The organism is uncultured Zhongshania sp. (assembly GCF_963975605.1).
Lineage (GTDB): Bacteria > Pseudomonadota > Gammaproteobacteria > Pseudomonadales > Spongiibacteraceae > Spongiibacter > Spongiibacter aquimaris.
On the sequence record NZ_CAXBHN010000007.1, the window covers coordinates 120,328 to 137,662 of the forward strand.

Consider the following 17,335-nt stretch of genomic DNA (forward strand, 5'->3'; position numbering starts at 1 on the left):
CCTAAGCTGCCTTTTTTATTGTCCCGCTGCTAGTACTGATAAATGACATCAACACCGTAACTTCTTGGGTCGCCCCAAATTACGGTTCTGTCGCTGTGGGGAAGGTTGTCGACAGCAGTGATCTCGAACTCCTCGTCTAGCAAGTTTTTGCCCCACAAGCCAATGTAGAGGCTGCCGTACTTGCTCACTGGAATCTCGCTAAAGCTGATGCGGCCGTTCACCAGACCGTATTCGCCAATAAAGGTATTGACTGCATTGGCATCCCGTACCCCGCCTCGGCGCTGATCCATATAGTTATAGCTGAGATTGACCGCGAGTTGCCCCCAATCATATTGGCCAACGGTATAGTCAGCGGCGGCGGTGTATGAGTGACGCGGCGATGAGTAGAAACCGAAGGATTCGGTTAGGTCGTTGCCAAACTCGTCTATAGCACTTGTCACTTCGGTATCCAAGTATGCGTAATTCAGCATCATCATTAGATTTTCAGTGGCAAGGAAGGTGATGTCGGTTTCGAAACCGCTCATTTCCGCCTCACCAGCGTTGGTGACTTTGGTGTCTGCCACGGTACCGCCAAGTATGAAATTGAGCTGAATGTCGGTGTATTCGCTAAAGAAAACGTTAGCATTAATACGCAGGCGGCGATCCATTAGCTCGCTTTTAATACCCGCTTCAAAGGACGCAACGCGCTCTTCGTCAAATCCGTCTGCAAAACCAAAGCCGTACACGTTGCCATCAGGCGCGGCAACTGCCGTGTCGTCGCCTTTGCCTGGTGTGCCCGGTGCGAAGCCAGTGCTGCCGCGTTGCGGATCACGGGTGTTAAAACCACCCGATTTGTAGGCTTGAATATATTTACCATAAAGGTTGATGTCATCTGTCACGTCAAATTCGGCAATGAAGCTAAATGAGGCGTCGTCGAACTCTTTGTCACCTTTTACATTGTCGAAGCTGCGATCACCGGGCAACAAGAAACCAACTTGCGAAAGTAGTGGAGATAGCGGACCGAGATCTTCCGTGTCAATCGCAAGATTGAGGTTGCGCGCTTCAATATAGGATTTATCGGTTTGGTTTTTTAGCGCTTCACGTGAATCTTCAGAATAGCGGGCGCCAAATGTTAAGTGCATGCGCTTATCAAATAAATCGGGTGTCCAGGTAAACTGACCGAAGATTGCTTTGGCTTCATTTTTAATGTCGTAGCGCTGAGACAGCATATTTACTAAGTGCAAATCGCCCGCGCCGACTAATACGCCCCCTAGGATGTCGCCTAATACGGGGATTGGGATAATCCCGTTACTGAGCCTAGAGCTGAATTGGTGATGTAGGGGAGAGTTATTCTCGGTGGCTTCTTCTTCGAAATAGTAGGCGCCTAAGATGTAGTCGAGACTATCGTTAAAAAGTGAGCCGCTAAGTTGGAATTCGTGCGAAAACTGTTCTTGCGAGATGACCGGAATAACTAATGGTAAGCAGTCGGTCCCGTTTGCCGCAGTGACAGACGGGCCGCAATATTCGTTGGAATCTACGCGGTAGTCTTCCGAGCCGAGGCCGCCACCGAGGTCTGCGTACGATGCATCGCGTAGCTCCCGATACGCGCCAATATATTTAAACTGCATATTCTCGAAATCTTTGGTCAGAATAAAAGAATGACCGTCAATTTCGGTGGTGGATGCTTCAAAGTTTCTGGTTGTTGCCATGCTGCTGAATCTATCTGCGCTGTGTTTTGATTGACTCACAGCAAATTCACGGATGGGTTCCGCTTGGCCTTTGTTTTGTATTGCGGGGTTAATCGACTGATACATGTAGTTGTAGTATTCAAAGTCGGAATTGTCGTAGGCGTAGTCCAGCGTCATGCTGTCGCTAATGTCCCAGCGCAAATCTACGCGGTAGCCTTCTACTTCTTTATCACCAAAATCGCCACCTGGGCCGGTATTTTCGATAAAGCCGTCGGACTGGGTGCGTAAATACGCGACTTTGGCAGCCAAGGTGTCGCTAATAGGTATATTGGCTGAGGTTTTTGATGTAAATAAGCCACGGTTGCCAACGGTGAATTTTTGTTTAAATTCAAAAACATCAGTGGTCGGGCGCTTGGTGATTAAGTTGATCGCACCACCCGTCGTGTTCCGGCCATACAGCGTGCCCTGTGGTCCGCGAAGCACCTCTATCCGCTGCAGCTCCGCTACGTCGAGCGCGGTGCCAGTTGAGCGAGCAATATAGACGCCATCGACGTAAATGCCGACCGGCGGGTCTTGCGTGACTTGGACGTCAGCTAGACCGATACCGCGAATAAATATCCGCAGCGTCGCATTATTAATAGGGAAGGGTTCGATCGTTAAGCTTGGTACTTTCGAACCGATATCGCCAAGGTTGCTGATACCGTCGATTTCGAGTCGCTCTTCACCAAAAGCGGTAAGCGATATGGGGGTATCCTGCAGTGATTCTGCTTTCTTTTGGGCGGTAACAATCACTTCCTCTAGGGCGTAACCCGATTTTTTTACCTCGGTTTGAGAAAAAGCTGGGCTACTCATTGAGACGGTGAATGCACACAGTCCTGATACTATCGGCGTTAATTTTTTCACGTAAGAGCTCCGTTTCGGATCTTTATTGTTGTTAATGCAGTGCATTAGTTAAAGCATATTAACCATTAAATCGCAACGCAGGCATAATCCGCTTGAAGTAGTTTTTCTTCAATACTATCCGCGGTAGCAGTTGGCACGGCGTCTGCGTTCTGAAAATGAGACTATTAACGTTTGTTAATGTTTGGGCTGCGTTATTATTACTGTTAAACATTACGCATAATTGAATGATTGTTGCCATTAATTCACTTTATGCAATTTATAGGCAGTAAGGTGTTGTGCCGATTGCGGCTATGCCTTGCTACAGTATAGCTCCGGTTTAGCTAAAATTTCGGCGATTACGCGATAAACATTGCGATTAATGGCAAAGCCGATATGGCTTGATTGAACCGCAATATTACAGGTGTTTGCAGCGCTTAATTTCGCTATTTGGGGGGAGACAATGCCATCGACCGGGCTGTAAATAGCGGTTGTCGGTACCTCGCGGCTTCCGTTGCTACTTGTTGACCACGCGTCTGTATCTTGCGACTCGTCAGATTTTGTGCCGCGATTTAAGCGCTTTAATACATTCCAGGCTGCGGTGCCGCGAGGATCTCCATAGGGAGTGCCCAGGGTAATCACTTGTCTTATTAGGTTTGGATGTTTCTGGGCGAGCAAGTTTGCGTAATTGCCACCTAGGCTCCACCCGACCAAACTGACCTTTTGGCCGGTCGCATTGTGTACGTTGCAGATTTTGTCGTGCAGGCGCTCGAGTATTTCTGTTTGAAAGTTGTTCATTTCCTCCAAGCTGGTGATACGTGTCGGCGGTATGTTTCTACCCAGTCCCCAGCCGTAGGTGGCGTATCCACGACTTTGTAGAAAATATCGCAGTGGTGCCATGCAGCCGTCTGCGCCGCCATAGCCGGGAAGGGTCATGACGGGATGGCCGTCGCCTTTTGGGGTGTTTTGCAGTGAGGTACGACCGAAGGCGAGCATTGAAAGCTCGGCACTGGCGCGCCAGAGTTCACTGAGTGAAAGTAAAAGTGGGGGTGGGGCTATTGTGTCCACAGGGCCGGTTTCCGCTGTAATTTATTATTTTACGTCTTCTATCATATACGGATGCTGAGTGGCGCTATTATTAATGCGAATTAATTTGAGCTTACTATCCGGTTTCGCCCTGTTTGTTTAGCGGTATATAGCGCTTTATCCGCTCGTTCAAAGAACGCACTCTGATTCGCATCGCGATTGCGATCAAATTCCGCAATACCGATACTCACCGTTAAATCTATTTTTCTGTCGTCGCCGAGAATCGTTGGCTGGAACTGGATTGCCGATCGAATTCGCTCGGCGACGCCCCAGGCTTCATTTTGGTCGGTGGCGGGTAGGAGTACCACAAACTCTTCGCCACCATAGCGACCGACTTGATCGTACTCTCTAAGATTGATGTTTAAAATATTGACCACATGCTTCAGAGCGGTATCCCCTGCGGCGTGACCGTAGGTATCGTTGACGGCTTTGAAATGGTCTATATCTAATACCATCAGTGAAAATGCGCTGTGCTTTCGTGTTGATTCGGCAATGCTGTTCGCAAATAGCTCGTCGATCATGCGCCGGTTCCAGCACTGGGTGAGTGCGTCCCGCGATGCCAGCTGGTTGAGGGTTTGTTCTAGGCGAACAATACGGCTGCCTGCTGCTATCCGTACTTTTAAAACGCGGTGATCAAAAGGCTTGCTTAGGAAGTCGTCTGCACCGGCCTCCATGGCTTCAATAATAGCTTCGTTACCTTCTTTGCCGGTCAGCATAAGGATGTAAAAAAATTGGCCATCTTCCCGCTCGCGGATGTGCTTACACAAATCTGGGCCACTCATCCCAGGCATTGACCAGTCTATGATGAGTAAGTGTGGTGTGGTTTCGGTGGCAAGTTTTTCTAGAGCCTGATCGGCATTTTCTGCAACAACAGGTATAAAACCCCATTCCTCTAGGGCAGCGCAGAGCGCAAAGCGGGTTATTGCATCATCATCGACAATTAATACGTCCATGGATTGTCTATATTCCTGCCATTTCTTTAAGCTCTATAACCAGCGTTTCTAAATCTAATTTAGCCTTCTCCCATTGACTCAGCCATTCGTTTAGGTTGGCTACAGGGGCGGTGGTGCCGCTGGCTGATGCTTCCAGTTGTGAAAACTCTTTATAATATTCGCTATTCACGAAGTTTCCCAATGCGCTTTTTAAGCGGTGTATCGACTTTGCAATGCTTTGGCGATCAGTTTGCTGGTACGCAGTGTCAACTGCTTTGATCATATCAGGAAGTTCGTTGAGAAACAGTTGTGATATTGATTTAAGTAATTTGCTGTTGTTTCGAGTAATCTCGTTCACCCGATGGTGGTCGATTATCATATCATCCTCATGTTCGCTGCTGCGCTCATGCATCAATCGCGGTCAAGCGACTTTCTGCCTAGCGGTAGCACAATAATACACGTTTTGCTGCGCATGATTACTAGGATGGGATGGTTTTTTACTTTTGATAAAACGAAGGGGCCATGCCGAAGCCCAAGTGCAAATTACAGCTGCCATGGGCTTGATGCAGCGCTGAGCTTAGTTGCTTAGCGCGGTAGCGCTGAGTATTAAGGCAATGACGAGTGCAATAGCCGGTAATGTGCCCATGCTAAGTTGACTTGCTGCACCGGAGGCGCCAATTAGAACGACATTGGCAGCGACCGGAATGCCTATGCTGATTGCCTTAGAATTTGTCATTGTGATCTCCTTTTATTAGATAAAGAGAAGTATTATTGCGTGTTAGAAAATGACTAAACGTTAGGTAGTAGTATAGACAAGTCAATTTGAGTTTCGATGCGAAGTTGTACTTATCTATGTGCGTGTTATGCATATTTGTACGGTATTCTGCGCCATTGGATCTTAGCTGTACTGGCCAGCTATCACTGAGTTTTAGTTCAACGGAGTTGGCAAGTGTTTGAGTTAAATTCAGGCTATGCTGTAAGCCCCATCTTTGCGGCCATACTAGTGTTTGTAGGACTTGTTGCCGGAATTATCAACACCCTTGCCGGAGGTGGGTCTAATCTAACATTGCCAGCCTTGATGCTGATGGGCTTGCCGGCGGACGTCGCCAACGCAACAAATCGCCTAGGTGTGCTCGCCCAATCTGTAACAGGTGCCAAGGACTTTGATCGGCATGGCCAGCTCGTACGTCACGACCTTCTAGGTATTCTGAAACCAACCCTGTTGGGGTCATTATTAGGTGCTGTTATCGCCGCTTTCGCACCCAGCGAATGGTTAAAGCCAGCATTGCTATTTGCGATGGTATCGATGGCATTAGTCATTTTAATTCGTCCGAATGTAGTCGCTCCACCGCTAGGTACCCCGGCTTTATCGATGGCGGAAGCGCCGAATGCCAAATGGACACTCTTCTTTGCCGGAGTCTACGGTGGCTTTGTTCAAGCAGGGGTAGGTTTTATTCTTATCGCGGCGCTTGCCGGTAGCTTGCGTTATGATCTTGTTAAAACCAACGCTATAAAAATGGTCTGCACCGCGGCGTTAACGGTTGCTGCGCTGGCGGTTTTTATCTGGCAAGGTTTGGTGGCCTGGCTTCCTGGCCTGATACTGGCTTTGGGTACCGTGGTGGGGGCAAAAATAGGTGTCCGTATAGCAATTAACGCGAGTCCCAAAGGCCTTAAGTGGTTTTTATTCATCATGACTGTTGTCGCTAGTGCCGCGGCTTTGCTGAAGGACTGACCGCAACGGTCAGTACAATTACGAATATCTAGTCGAGCACTGAATTAGTCTACTGCGATCATAAGATCTGTCTGTCATGCGGCCTTTGCAAACACCGGCTGCTTAGCGTGATTGCAATTTAAGCCCAACAGAATAAGAGGGTGTGACTTATTTATGGCCAGCATACTTGCGGTTGACGATTCTCCATCCATGCGCCAATTGGTGTCAATGACGCTGCGTAAGGCGGGCCATGATGTCCATTCAGCTGAAGACGGCACCGATGCTTTGTCCTTTGCTAAGGAGCACGGGGTAGATGTTGTTCTAACCGATGTCCATATGCCCAATATGGATGGTATTACTCTAACAGCTGAGTTGCGGCGCCTGCCTTCATACCGCTTTACGCCAATTCTGGTGCTGACAACCGAATCTGCGCAGGAAATGAAAATGCGTGGTAAAGACGCGGGGGCGACCGGCTGGATTGTGAAGCCGTTTGATGCTGAAGCATTGCTGCGCATCCTTGATCGTGTCCTAGAACCGAAAAGGAACTGATATGTCCCTCGACCTTGATATGGCGGAAATTCATGCGATTTTCTTTGAGGAAAGCGCAGAGGGTGTTGATGTTATGGAGTCGGGTTTACTAAATCTGACACCTGAAAATACCGACATAGAAACCATTAATAATATATTTCGAGCCGCTCACTCAATGAAGGGCGGTGCAGCCACGTTCGGCTTCCTCAATATTTCAAGTTTTACTCACGGTGTAGAGACCATTCTCGATGAGATGCGCTCGGGGCAGCGCGATGCGACTGAAGAGGTGATCGAGGTTTTACTCGCATCCGTTGATTGTATTCGCGATATGCTCGCGGCGAGTCAAAACCAGACTGAGGCGGATCAAGGGAATATCGATTCTGTTCAGCAAAAGATCGATGCATTATTGAATAATAAGGCGCCGGCCGCGATTAAATCTCAGCCTGTTAAAAAGCCTGTGTCTGCCTCGCCTGCAGTGCCTTCACGGGGTTGGAAAATTCACTACGCGCCAGAGCCAAATATATTTAAAACCGGTAATGAGCCTAAACGTTTGCTGCGGGAGTTAGCCGCAATGGGAGATATGTCAATTGTGTCTTCCCTAGGCGATGACGCTGATTTTGATAGCATGGATCCGGAATCGTGCTACACCAGCTGGGATATAGAGCTGCGTGGGGATATAGAAAAGGCGGCTGTCGTAGATGTCTTTGAGTGGGTGAGCAATCAAAGTGAAATTCGCATTGAGGCTTTGCACAAAGAAGACGCGGACGTGCCAGAAAGTACGTTGGCGGCATCCACTGAACAAACCGATGCGCCTAGCGCACAAGTCGTTGCGGCGCCGAAGCAAGCCGCTACTCAGTCAGCTCCTAAAGACAGTGGGTCGATTCGAGTTAGCATCGATAAAATAGACATGTTACTTAATCTCGTCGGCGAACTTGTGATCACTCAGTCGATGCTTGCCCGTTTTGGCGATAAAGAAAATGCTGGCGGCGATGCGCAGGGCTTACGTGATGGTTTGCTGGTGCTTGAACGCCACACCCGTGAGTTACAAGAAAGTGCAATGCAAATTCGAATGCTGCCTATTGGTGCCAGCTTTAGCCGTTTTAAGCGATTGGTGCGTGATATGAGTACCAAGCTAGGCAAAAAAGTAGAGTTGAAGTTGTCGGGTGAGAACACCGAGCTTGATAAAACCGTATTAGAAAAAATGAGTGATCCACTAGTGCATTTGGTGCGAAATTCCCTTGATCATGGCATTGAAATGCCAGCTGATAGAATCGCGGCGGGTAAGCCAGAAACAGGCGTCTTACACCTAAGTGCTTACCATGAAGGCGGTAACATCGTCATTAAAGTAAGTGACGATGGCGCCGGGTTGAATCGCAGCAAAATTCTGCAAAAAGCGATCGAGCGCGGGATTGTCGCGGCGGGAGAAGTGCTAAGTGATGATCAAATTAATAACCTTATATTTCAGCCTGGATTTTCGACGGCAGATCAGGTCAGCGACTTGTCTGGGCGTGGTGTCGGCATGGATGTGGTGCGCCGCAATATTTTAGATTTAGGCGGCCGAATAGATTTGCAATCAACCCTGGGGCAGGGCTCTACGCTAAAGATTCGACTGCCATTGACCCTGGCGATTTTGGATGGGCAATTGGTGCGGGTGGGCGACCAAGTTTACATCTTCTCGCTGCTATCGATTGTTGAGACCGTGCTCGTTTCAAAGGGTCAAATCAGCAAAGTTGTGGGTACTGGCAATGTCTACCGTTTGCGAGACGATTATATTCCCGTCATCAGGCTGCATGAAGCATTCAATATGTCATCTGAAACCCTCTTCAGTGATTCCGAAGAGAAAAAGGGCGAGTTGCTCGTTGTAGTCGAGAGCGATGGCAAAAAAATGGGCTTGTTCGTTGATGAGCTAATGGAACAGCAGCAGGTTGTGATTAAAAGTTTAGAGGAAAATTATTTGCCTGTGAAAGGCCTTGCCGGAGCCACTATTCTCGGTGATGGCAATGTTGCGCTAATTATTGATGTGCCGGGTTTAGTGCACAGCATAGATATGCGCCAGCTAGAGAATGCACCGCAATCAAGTGCGGCTTGATGACAAGCGAGGAAATTTAAATGAGTACTGAGAACTTACAGCTATCTCCTGCAGACATGCTTCACGCAGACACAAACCAATATCTTACGTTTATGCTAAATGGTGAAGAATACGGTGTGGAAATTCTTCGCGTGCAGGGTATTCAAGGGTGGGATACCGTTACTCCCATACCGAGTTCGCCTAGCTATGTGCTTGGTGTGATGAATTTGCGTGGCGCGATCGTGCCAATTATTGATCTGCGTAAACGTTTTGCAATGCAATCAATTGAGTTTGGCCCTACCACAGTGATTATTGTCGTCCGTGTAGAGAATGCGGATAAGGCGCGCACCATTGGCATGGTCGTCGATGCGGTGTCAGAAGTTTATCGCGTTGACGAGCAAACCGTTCAGGCGATGCCGGACTTCGGTGGAAATGTGCGCGCAGATTATATCAAGGGCTTATCGACGGTAGATGACAAGATGCTGATTTTGTTGGATATCGACAAACTCCTGACAATAAAGGATGCCACCGTCGCTGCAGCGTAGTTTGATTTTCTAAACGCGCGTGTTGGCATCGAATGTATTAAAGGGGATGTATGACAGACTCTGCTGAATTTGTAATTTTGCTTGATGAACCGAGCTCGGAGAAAGTCAGTCCGAAAGAAAATGAATTTGTATATTTACTTGATAACGAAGCGGTTGCAGACAGTGCGGAGCTTGAAAAAGCCAGCTCTCATTTAGCACTGCCGACATTTTCTACCGTAGATGGTGTGGTGGCGCTATATCAAGACTTGGCGGAACTGGCCGCGAGTAGTGAATCTTCGATTGTTGTAGATGCGTCGGCCGTAACGGATGCAGATACAGCAGTGTTGCAATTACTGGCGGTATTTGTTGTCAATTCTGAGCGCAGCGGCAGATCGATAAGCTGGTATAAGCCGTCTTCCTATTTTTGTGAGCTAGCCGAACAATTAGACTACGCTAAATATTTAAAATTAGACTCTGCGGTCGCGTCCCTTTAGGGGAACTCTATGAGAGTCGTCAAAGTAAATAATCGCGATACGTCGCCAAAACCTTTGCTCGGAGTCCTTTCCCTGCAAGTAGAGGCCGCTATTGTCGAGGCCGGCGTGGATATAGACGGAATGATGGCTAAGTTTGGCGATTTAAATGGGCAATTAAATACCCTTGTGAGTGCAGGTCAGCTTAGTGATGATGCCGGGAGAAAGCTGGAGAATACGCTTGGTGAGATGGTCGTTCACATGCAGTGCTTTGATCTGCTTGCCCAGAAATTGTCCCACGTTCAGCAAGCGTTAGAATTGCTAGAGACAGAAATTCCCTCCGATGTATGCAGAGACTTAAGTCGCAAGCTAGATGAAAAAGTGAAAGGTTTGTACTCCTGCGCAGATGAATTAAAAATTCATGTCGGTGCTGACGATGAAGCATCGTGCGCTTCGCCCGAGCTGTTTTAGGGGTGAGTCTGTGCCGCATACCATAACCGCAGTAAACGCCAAATACCCTGACATTCAAAGGCATTGGGATGGTACTCACAGTGTTTATGCGGCGAGGGTGTTACCTGGGCAATACTATGTGTCCGACAGTGAAGATGAAATGATCACCACCGTTTTAGGCTCATGTATTTCGGCGTGTATACGGGAGCGAGTTCTTAAACTAGGCGGCATGAATCATTTTATGCTTCCCGAAGGTGATTCGAAAATGGACGGTATGGCTGCCCGTTATGGCGCTTATGCTATGGAACACTTGATCAACGATATCCTTAAAGTAGGCGGGCGACGGGAAAATCTCGAAGTCAAAATCTTCGGTGGTGGCCGAATGATGCGTGGTTTAAGTGATGTTGGCGGAAAGAATATTACCTTCGTTCGCGCCTTTCTTGAGTTGGAAGGAATTGCAATCGTGGCGGAAGATGTTGGTCTGGAGTTCTCAAGAAAAATTAACTACTTTCCGACTACCGGCAGGGTGCTTGTTAAACGTTTGCGTTCACTACACGCCAATATGGTTATTCATGAAGAAGAAGTATACGGGCGTAAACTGCATGAAAAGCCAGTATCGAATGATATTGAGCTATTCGATTGATCGGAAATAGGTTAAATGCTGCAAAGTCTCGATTGAGATGACGGGGTGGCTAAGATAAATTCAATGACTAATAAATATGTTGAGCAAGTCGCTAACTTCTTCGTTTATTCCGTCTAGTAACGCGGGGATATGATCGTTGTTGAGTTTTAATTGCGTCCACGCGCTTGCTTCAATGCCTGGCGCATCGTCAAGGCTGCTGCTTTTAAGCTCAGCGAGTACCGCTAGGCTGTTTGCAATGTGAACGATCATCACAAGATCGGGAGTGGGTTGGATCTTGTTGGGCTCGTGATGGGCAAATAGACATTGCTGAAGCGATAGCGGCAGCTTCCAACGCATTGCTAATTCTAGGCCGACATTGCTGTGATCGTAGCCAAGTACCTGCTTCTCGCTGATGTAAGTACTTAGTCCGTCGAAGTCGGAAATGGATTTAGAGAGAAATTCCTCCGACTCTTCGGCTAAACGGCTAAAAATAATAAGTTGGCCAATGTCGTGCAGTAATCCGGCAGTGAATGCAGCACCTGCATCGACTCCCTTGCACAGTTTTGCAATACGTTTGGCAATCGACGCGCAATATAGCGAATGCTGCCAAAAGTCTTCAATTGTGATTAGGTCATTGCTAAGACCATTAAACGATCTGGCAACTTCGATGCCTAGCACAAGTTCGTTTATTTGGCGGTAGCCTAAGCGCGAAACAGCCCGAGACACCGTGTTTATCTCTACACCAGTATTCATGGCCGCACTATTTGATATGCGCAGTACAGCGGCGGTTAAGGCGGGGTCGCGCTCAATAATTTCAGTGACGGTTTTACTTGAGTTGTCACCATTGCTCAGTGCGCTATTTAGAGCGATAGCAACATCGGGGAATGATATTAATGAGGTGGTTTTAGCCACCAATTCGTGCGCATTGGGCATGATAATTTTGCTCAGTATTTAAATGTCATATAGCGGCCATGCTTTTACAACTATTTATTCCTATAGATTCGGCTTACTTCATTCGTTACTCAATAAGTATCATCACTAATAGGGGAGTTGTAATACTTGTGATGAACTACTCACAATTCTCGTAATCTGCCTAAGAAGGAAAATGGAAATATGAATATTATGGTTGTTGATGACAGCGCTGCGATGCGTAACATGATCATACGCACATTAAGGCAAGCAGGATTTGGCGGCAACGATATTTCTCAAGCAGAAGACGGCCTTGTGGCACTTGAGTCAATTAAGAAGAGCGTACCTGATTTGGTGCTGGCTGATTGGAATATGCCAAATATGACAGGTATTGAATTGTTAGAAGCTATGAACGAAGAAGGAATTAAAACTAAGTTCGGTTTTATAACAACAGAAGCAACAGCTGATATGCGAGCAAAAGCGTCAGCGGGTGGAGCCAAATTCCTTATCTCCAAGCCTTTCTCAGTGGAATCGTTTGAGAAGGTGCTCAGCGCTATTATGTAATCGGAAATAATAATATGACTAAAAGATTCGTCGTACCAAGCACTGAAAGTGTCGCTGATATGTTGTCGATGTTATATGGCAATGATGTAGATGCAACAGAGATGCCAGATAAAACTATTGCCGGTGCATTTGCGGCTAGCTTTGTTTGCGATGACGGCGACCTCGTCGCCGTATGCGTCTGTGATCCGGCTTTTGTTGCGTACTCAGGAGCGGCGCTATCGATGATGCCGGTTGGCGGTGCTGAAGATATGCTGGAGAGTGGCGAATTTACCAAAACGTCTGTTGACAACTTTTATGAAGTTATCAACGTGTGCTCTCGTCTACTTATGTCAGATTCCTCTGCCCACTTGAAACTGGATAAGGTTTATAGGCCCGAGGATGCCGTCGCAGTTGTAGGTGGCTTTAGCGCCAGGGTAACTGTCGGATTTAAACTAAAAATACCACGATACGGCGTGGGTAAAATGATATTCAGTATTGTTTAAGTAATTAACAACATCAATACATTTGGATTATGCCGTATGAGGATGTACACGCTACTGGGGTTTGCATTTATTACGCTGGGCGCAGTTGGCGCTGTATTGCCTTTGCTGCCTACGACACCTTTTATACTGCTGGCTGCGGCTTGTTTTTCACGGTCTTCCGAGAGATGGCATAACTGGCTGCTAGGTAATAAGTTCTTTGGTCCTTGTATACATCGTTGGGAGAGCCAGCGCTGCGTTAACTGTAAGACCAAGATTTTTTCCCTAGTGTCGATGGCCATAATGGGTGGTGCTTCTCTGGGTTTTGCTAACCACGGAATTGTTTTCAAAAGCGCTGCTGCAGCACTTATGTTGGTGGGAGCTTTATGCATTATTAGAATTAGTACCTGCGCGACCTCAACTGAGTTTTCTAAATCAAACAAAAATGCAGTTGTGTAGCGGAAGATATAGCGATGCAAATTACGAGTTTTGCCTCATGAACTTTTATGGGTGGGATAATAATTGAATGTTGGTGTAGAAGTTGTAGACCAAAGATTTGAATTTCCTTTTCAAAATGAGCATTTTGAAAAGCTACGCGGTCTCGTCTTTGAACATACTGGTATTACGCTTGGGAATGAGAAAAAGCAGTTAACTTACAGCAGGTATTCTAAACGACTGCGAGCTTTAGGTATCTCTGATTTTAATGATTACATCGATATTATTCGTTCTGGCGATGAATCTGAAATTCCTATGTTCGTGAGCGCAATTACCACAAACTTCACTAGTTTTTTCCGTGAAAATCATCATTTTGAATTTTTGGTAGAAGAAGTGACTCGATTGCTAAAGACAAAGCAGTCAATTCGAATATGGTCGGCAGGCTGCTCAAGCGGTGAGGAACCGTATTCAATGGCTATGTCTCTGCTTCATGCAATACCTGGGGTAGAAACAGCCGATGTTAGGATATTAGCCACGGATCTGGACACTGAGATACTGGCGAAAGCTGCTCGTGGCGTCTACACCGATGAACGGTTTGATGGCGCGGATAAACAAATAGTAACCCCTTGGATTAAGCGCGGCCGCGGCGACAACACCGGCTTGGTGTTGATGCATCCGGCGGTGCGAAAGATGATTACTTACCGACAGCTTAATCTTTTGGGGCCTTGGCCGATGAAGTCTCCATTCGACATTATTTTTTGTCGCAACGTCGTTATTTATTTCAGTAAAGATGTTCAGAAGACCTTGTTCAATCGGTTTTCGGCAAGTCAACAAAAAGGCGCAAAGTTGATGATTGGTCATTCCGAGAATTTGGCGGGTGTCTGTGATTCTTACCGCCTAATTGGCAGGACTATCTACGAAAAAATGTAGATGTATTTGAATTTTTTGGGACGCAAGCGCGAAAGGCGAAAGCGGCCAGTACCGGAGATTGGCAATGGATACAAAAATAAAGGCAACTACCAAGGGCCGGAATTCAGCAGTTGCGACTAAACCGGCTGTGAAGGCGCGTGTTCAGCGCAAGGCACCCGCAAAGGCCAAGGCTGTTGCTAAGGCGCCGGTCGCAAAATCTGGGCTAGCGGTTTTGCAAAAGCAGCTTAATCAGTGGTTAGCACTGATAGGCGGTGTGAACACCGCAATAATGCTAGTTGATAAAGATTTTGTTGTTACATTCGCGAATACGGCTGCCGTTGATCTAATGTCAAAGCATGCCGACGAAATCCAGTCTGTGTATGCCCGCTTCAATTCTGAAAGCCTGACAGGGCTTGCCGTCGACAGCCTGCTTTCTAAAGACCCGCGCTACCAAGCCGAAAATTTGAGTGATAATTCCAGTGAAGCGCAGTTACTGGACGTTGCCATTGGTGCCTTGATTTTCAGTATTCGTTCAAGCGCACTACGCGACGACACAGGTAATCAGATTGGCAGTATTTTAGAGTGGTCTAATGTGACCGAACAGCGCGTGAAAGACGAACGTGTTGTGCGCTTGCAGACTTCCATCGATAGGGCAATGACCGCGATTATGATGATCGATCGCGATCTAGTCGTTACCTATGTCAACGATGCCACTCGGAAGCTGCTGGCGGGATATAGCGAAGAGCTTCGCGCCGAGTACCCAGGGTTTGATGTCGAAAATATAATTGGCACCTGTATTGATATATTTCATAAAGATCCGGCGCATCAGCGCGGTTTATTAAGCGATCCAGCCAATCTGCCGCATTCAGCAGATATCAAGGTGGGGCGTTTGATTTTTAATATTAATGTGACTTCACAAATAGGCGCCGACGGCACTTATATAGGCAATACCTTAGAGTGGCTGGATGTTACTGAGACCCGCGCGAAGGAAACTGAGGTGGCGAGGTTGCAAACAGCCGTCGGCAGCGCGATGACCGCAATTATGATGGTAGATCGAGATTTGACGGTAACCTATGTCAATGAATCGACGAAGTCTCTATTGGGGCGTCATCGCCATGCCATGGCCGCTGTCTATCCCGGATTTGATGTCGATAATATCGTAGGCACGTGCATCGATATTTTCCATAAAAATCCCGCCCATCAGCGCGGTATGTTGAGCGATCCGTCTAATCTGCCACATTCGGTAGATATCAATGTCGGTAAACTGATTTTTAATATTAATGTGACCGCCCAAGTTGATACTCACGGTACCTATATTGGTAATACGCTTGAGTGGCTCGACGTGACAGAGCAGCGTGCCAAAGAGATTGAAATAGCGTGTCTGCAGTCGGCTGTTAACGGCGCGGAAGCTAATTTAATGATGTGTGATGCGGATTTGAATATCACTTACGCTAATCCAGCGGTTATTCAAATGTTGAGAAATCGCGAAGATGTTTTACGAGCGCGATTCCCCAGTTTTTCAGTTGATAATCTCGTCGGTCAATCGATAGATCAGTTCCACAAACATCCCGGCCATCAACGCGGTCTTCTTGCCAATGTTAGCGATTTACCCGCTCGCGCAGAAATTAAAATTGCCGATCTTGAGTTTGAGGTAAATGCCACTGCCATTCTCGGCGCCAACGGCGAGTATATGGGGAATATGGTCGAGTGGAAGGACATTACCGAGCAGAAAGACGCCGAGCGCCAAATAGCGTCGCTGATAGAGGCGGCCTCACAAGGCGAACTCGACAAGCGCCTATCTGCCGAGCGCTATCAAGGTTTTATGCGTCGTTTGAGTGTGTCGGTAAATGGCCTAATGGATGCCATCGTCAGCGAGCAAAGCAACGCTGAGAAGCAAATCAATGAGCTGTTGGACAGCGCCATTGCGGGCAAGCTTGATAGCCGAATTAACGACAAAGAGACTGTCGGGTTTTTGCAGCGCTTAGCGACCAGTTTGAATCGTTTGATGGATGCTGTTGCCGCGCCGCTTGATGAAAGTGCCAGAGTGATGGCGGCCTTATCAGAGGGCGATTTAGTTCAAGTAATGAACGGTGAGTACCATGGCCAATTTGCAGAGATGCAAGACGCCTTGAACCTTTCTGTCACTAATTTGCGAGATATGGTTACACAGATTCGCGAGGCGGCAACGGGGATCCAAAGTTCAGCATCGGAAATTGCCCAAGGCAATTTAGACTTGTCAAACAGAACAGAGGCACAAGCGGCTTCCTTGGAAGAAACCGCATCGAGTGTGGAAGAGTTTACCGCGACCGTTAAACAAAACGCGGAGAACGCGTCACAGGCGAATAATCTCGCGGCCAGTGCCCGAGGTCAGGCAGAGAAAGGCGGCGAGGTGGTTGGTCGCGCGGTAAGTGCGATGCGCGAGATTAATTCTTCGTCCAAACGCATATCTGACATCATTGGTGTGATCGACGAAATTGCTTTCCAGACGAACTTGCTCGCGCTAAACGCAGCAGTAGAAGCGGCACGGGCTGGGGAGCAGGGCAGAGGATTTGCGGTTGTCGCGTCTGAAGTGCGAAATTTAGCACAGCGCAGTGCGCAAGCGGCTAAAGAGATAAAAACCCTGATTAAAGATAGCGTTGAGAAAGTTGATGAGGGTACCAAACTGATCGATGAGTCGGGTTCTACCCTTGGCGAGATCGTGAGCAGTGTTAAAAAAGTGTCGGATATTATTGCTGAGATTGCGCTTGCAAGCCAAGAGCAATCTTCAGGTATCGAGCAGGTGAATAAAGCGATTTCAGAGATGGACAAAGTGACGCAGGAAAATGCGGCACTTGTTGAGCAAGCAGCGGCGGCTAGCCAATCGATGGACACCTTGTCGCGCGGTCTGGCAGATCAAATGACATACTTTAAAACGTCTGACAACGATGTTTCGCCGGTGATTTCAAAGTCTGCGCCAGCAAGTAAACAAGTCGAAAGTCGCGGCGGTGATGTACATCGGATTGTGCCTCGGACTAAGCCGGCACCAGCCAAATTGCCACCAGTTCGTAAAATGGCAAGCAATGACCATAGTGATGATTGGGAAGAATTTTAAGTACTAGTCAGTAGCAGCGTACCCAGACAAAG

18 protein-coding genes are annotated in these 17,335 nt (G+C 47.5%); 12 read left to right on the plus strand and 6 right to left on the minus strand.

Annotated features, from left to right (window positions below; genetic code table 11):
* Positions 1-29 precede the first annotated feature (29 nt).
* The 5 genes from AAC007_RS08660 to AAC007_RS08680 form a co-directional block, all read right to left on the minus strand.
* The gene (locus AAC007_RS08660; protein ID WP_339676010.1) at positions 30-2,570 is read right to left on the minus strand and encodes a TonB-dependent receptor; all 2,541 of its coding nucleotides are present in this window, start codon (positions 2,568-2,570) and stop codon (positions 30-32) included.
* 288 nt (positions 2,571-2,858) lie between these two features.
* A complete protein-coding gene (locus AAC007_RS08665; RefSeq protein WP_339676013.1) occupies positions 2,859-3,614 on the minus strand; it encodes an alpha/beta fold hydrolase in 756 nt (251 codons plus the stop codon).
* 80 nt (positions 3,615-3,694) lie between these two features.
* Positions 3,695-4,585 (minus strand): diguanylate cyclase, encoded by an 891-nt coding sequence (locus AAC007_RS08670; RefSeq protein WP_295872816.1) that lies wholly within the window; start codon positions 4,583-4,585, stop codon positions 3,695-3,697.
* Positions 4,586-4,592: 7 nt separating this feature from the next.
* Entirely contained in the window at positions 4,593-4,943 is a 351-nt protein-coding gene (locus AAC007_RS08675; protein WP_295872814.1) for an Hpt domain-containing protein, read from the minus strand.
* A gap of 198 nt (positions 4,944-5,141) precedes the next feature.
* Complete coding sequence (locus tag AAC007_RS08680; protein WP_219044096.1) at positions 5,142-5,300, minus strand: hypothetical protein; 159 nt, start codon at positions 5,298-5,300, stop codon at positions 5,142-5,144.
* Between the two features lie 213 nt (positions 5,301-5,513).
* Between AAC007_RS08680 and AAC007_RS08685 the strand changes: the two genes are divergently transcribed.
* From AAC007_RS08685 to cheD, 7 genes are all read left to right on the plus strand, one after another.
* A complete protein-coding gene (locus tag AAC007_RS08685) occupies positions 5,514-6,296 on the plus strand; it encodes a sulfite exporter TauE/SafE family protein (protein WP_296436261.1) in 783 nt (260 codons plus the stop codon).
* Between the two features lie 153 nt (positions 6,297-6,449).
* Positions 6,450-6,824 carry a response regulator gene (locus tag AAC007_RS08690; protein WP_295872809.1) on the plus strand — a complete coding sequence of 125 codons (375 nt, stop codon included), beginning with the start codon at positions 6,450-6,452 and terminating at the stop codon, positions 6,822-6,824.
* A 1-nt stretch (position 6,825) separates the two neighbouring features.
* Positions 6,826-8,892 (plus strand): chemotaxis protein CheA, encoded by a 2,067-nt coding sequence (locus AAC007_RS08695; protein WP_339676018.1) that lies wholly within the window; start codon positions 6,826-6,828, stop codon positions 8,890-8,892.
* 20 nt (positions 8,893-8,912) lie between these two features.
* Positions 8,913-9,416: a chemotaxis protein CheW gene (locus AAC007_RS08700; protein WP_339676019.1), complete on the plus strand. Its 504-nt coding sequence runs from the start codon at positions 8,913-8,915 to the stop codon at positions 9,414-9,416.
* Positions 9,417-9,466: 50 nt separating this feature from the next.
* The gene (locus AAC007_RS08705; RefSeq protein ID WP_296436264.1) at positions 9,467-9,889 is read left to right on the plus strand and encodes an STAS domain-containing protein; all 423 of its coding nucleotides are present in this window, start codon (positions 9,467-9,469) and stop codon (positions 9,887-9,889) included.
* Between the two features lie 9 nt (positions 9,890-9,898).
* Positions 9,899-10,336 carry a hypothetical protein gene (locus AAC007_RS08710; RefSeq protein ID WP_296436265.1) on the plus strand — a complete coding sequence of 146 codons (438 nt, stop codon included), beginning with the start codon at positions 9,899-9,901 and terminating at the stop codon, positions 10,334-10,336.
* A 10-nt stretch (positions 10,337-10,346) separates the two neighbouring features.
* Complete coding sequence (gene cheD / locus AAC007_RS08715; protein WP_339676022.1) at positions 10,347-10,958, plus strand: chemoreceptor glutamine deamidase CheD; 612 nt, start codon at positions 10,347-10,349, stop codon at positions 10,956-10,958.
* Positions 10,959-11,018: 60 nt separating this feature from the next.
* On the opposite strand, the gene AAC007_RS08720 is transcribed toward cheD, so the two are convergent.
* Positions 11,019-11,870, minus strand: a complete 852-nt coding sequence (locus AAC007_RS08720) for an HDOD domain-containing protein (RefSeq protein ID WP_339676023.1) — start codon at positions 11,868-11,870, stop codon at positions 11,019-11,021.
* Positions 11,871-12,050: 180 nt separating this feature from the next.
* Between AAC007_RS08720 and AAC007_RS08725 the strand changes: the two genes are divergently transcribed.
* The 5 genes from AAC007_RS08725 to AAC007_RS08745 all read left to right on the plus strand — a co-directional run bounded on the left by AAC007_RS08725 (position 12,051) and on the right by AAC007_RS08745 (position 17,303).
* On the plus strand, positions 12,051-12,410 hold the full coding sequence (locus tag AAC007_RS08725; protein WP_219044088.1) for a response regulator: 360 nt from the start codon (positions 12,051-12,053) through the stop codon (positions 12,408-12,410).
* A 14-nt stretch (positions 12,411-12,424) separates the two neighbouring features.
* Positions 12,425-12,892: a hypothetical protein gene (locus AAC007_RS08730; protein ID WP_339676028.1), complete on the plus strand. Its 468-nt coding sequence runs from the start codon at positions 12,425-12,427 to the stop codon at positions 12,890-12,892.
* A 42-nt stretch (positions 12,893-12,934) separates the two neighbouring features.
* On the plus strand, positions 12,935-13,327 hold the full coding sequence (locus AAC007_RS08735; RefSeq protein ID WP_339676030.1) for a YbaN family protein: 393 nt from the start codon (positions 12,935-12,937) through the stop codon (positions 13,325-13,327).
* A gap of 63 nt (positions 13,328-13,390) precedes the next feature.
* The gene (locus AAC007_RS08740; RefSeq protein ID WP_295872785.1) at positions 13,391-14,233 is read left to right on the plus strand and encodes a protein-glutamate O-methyltransferase CheR; all 843 of its coding nucleotides are present in this window, start codon (positions 13,391-13,393) and stop codon (positions 14,231-14,233) included.
* A 64-nt stretch (positions 14,234-14,297) separates the two neighbouring features.
* Positions 14,298-17,303: a methyl-accepting chemotaxis protein gene (locus AAC007_RS08745; RefSeq protein WP_339676034.1), complete on the plus strand. Its 3,006-nt coding sequence runs from the start codon at positions 14,298-14,300 to the stop codon at positions 17,301-17,303.
* The last annotated feature ends 32 nt before the right edge of the window (positions 17,304-17,335 follow it).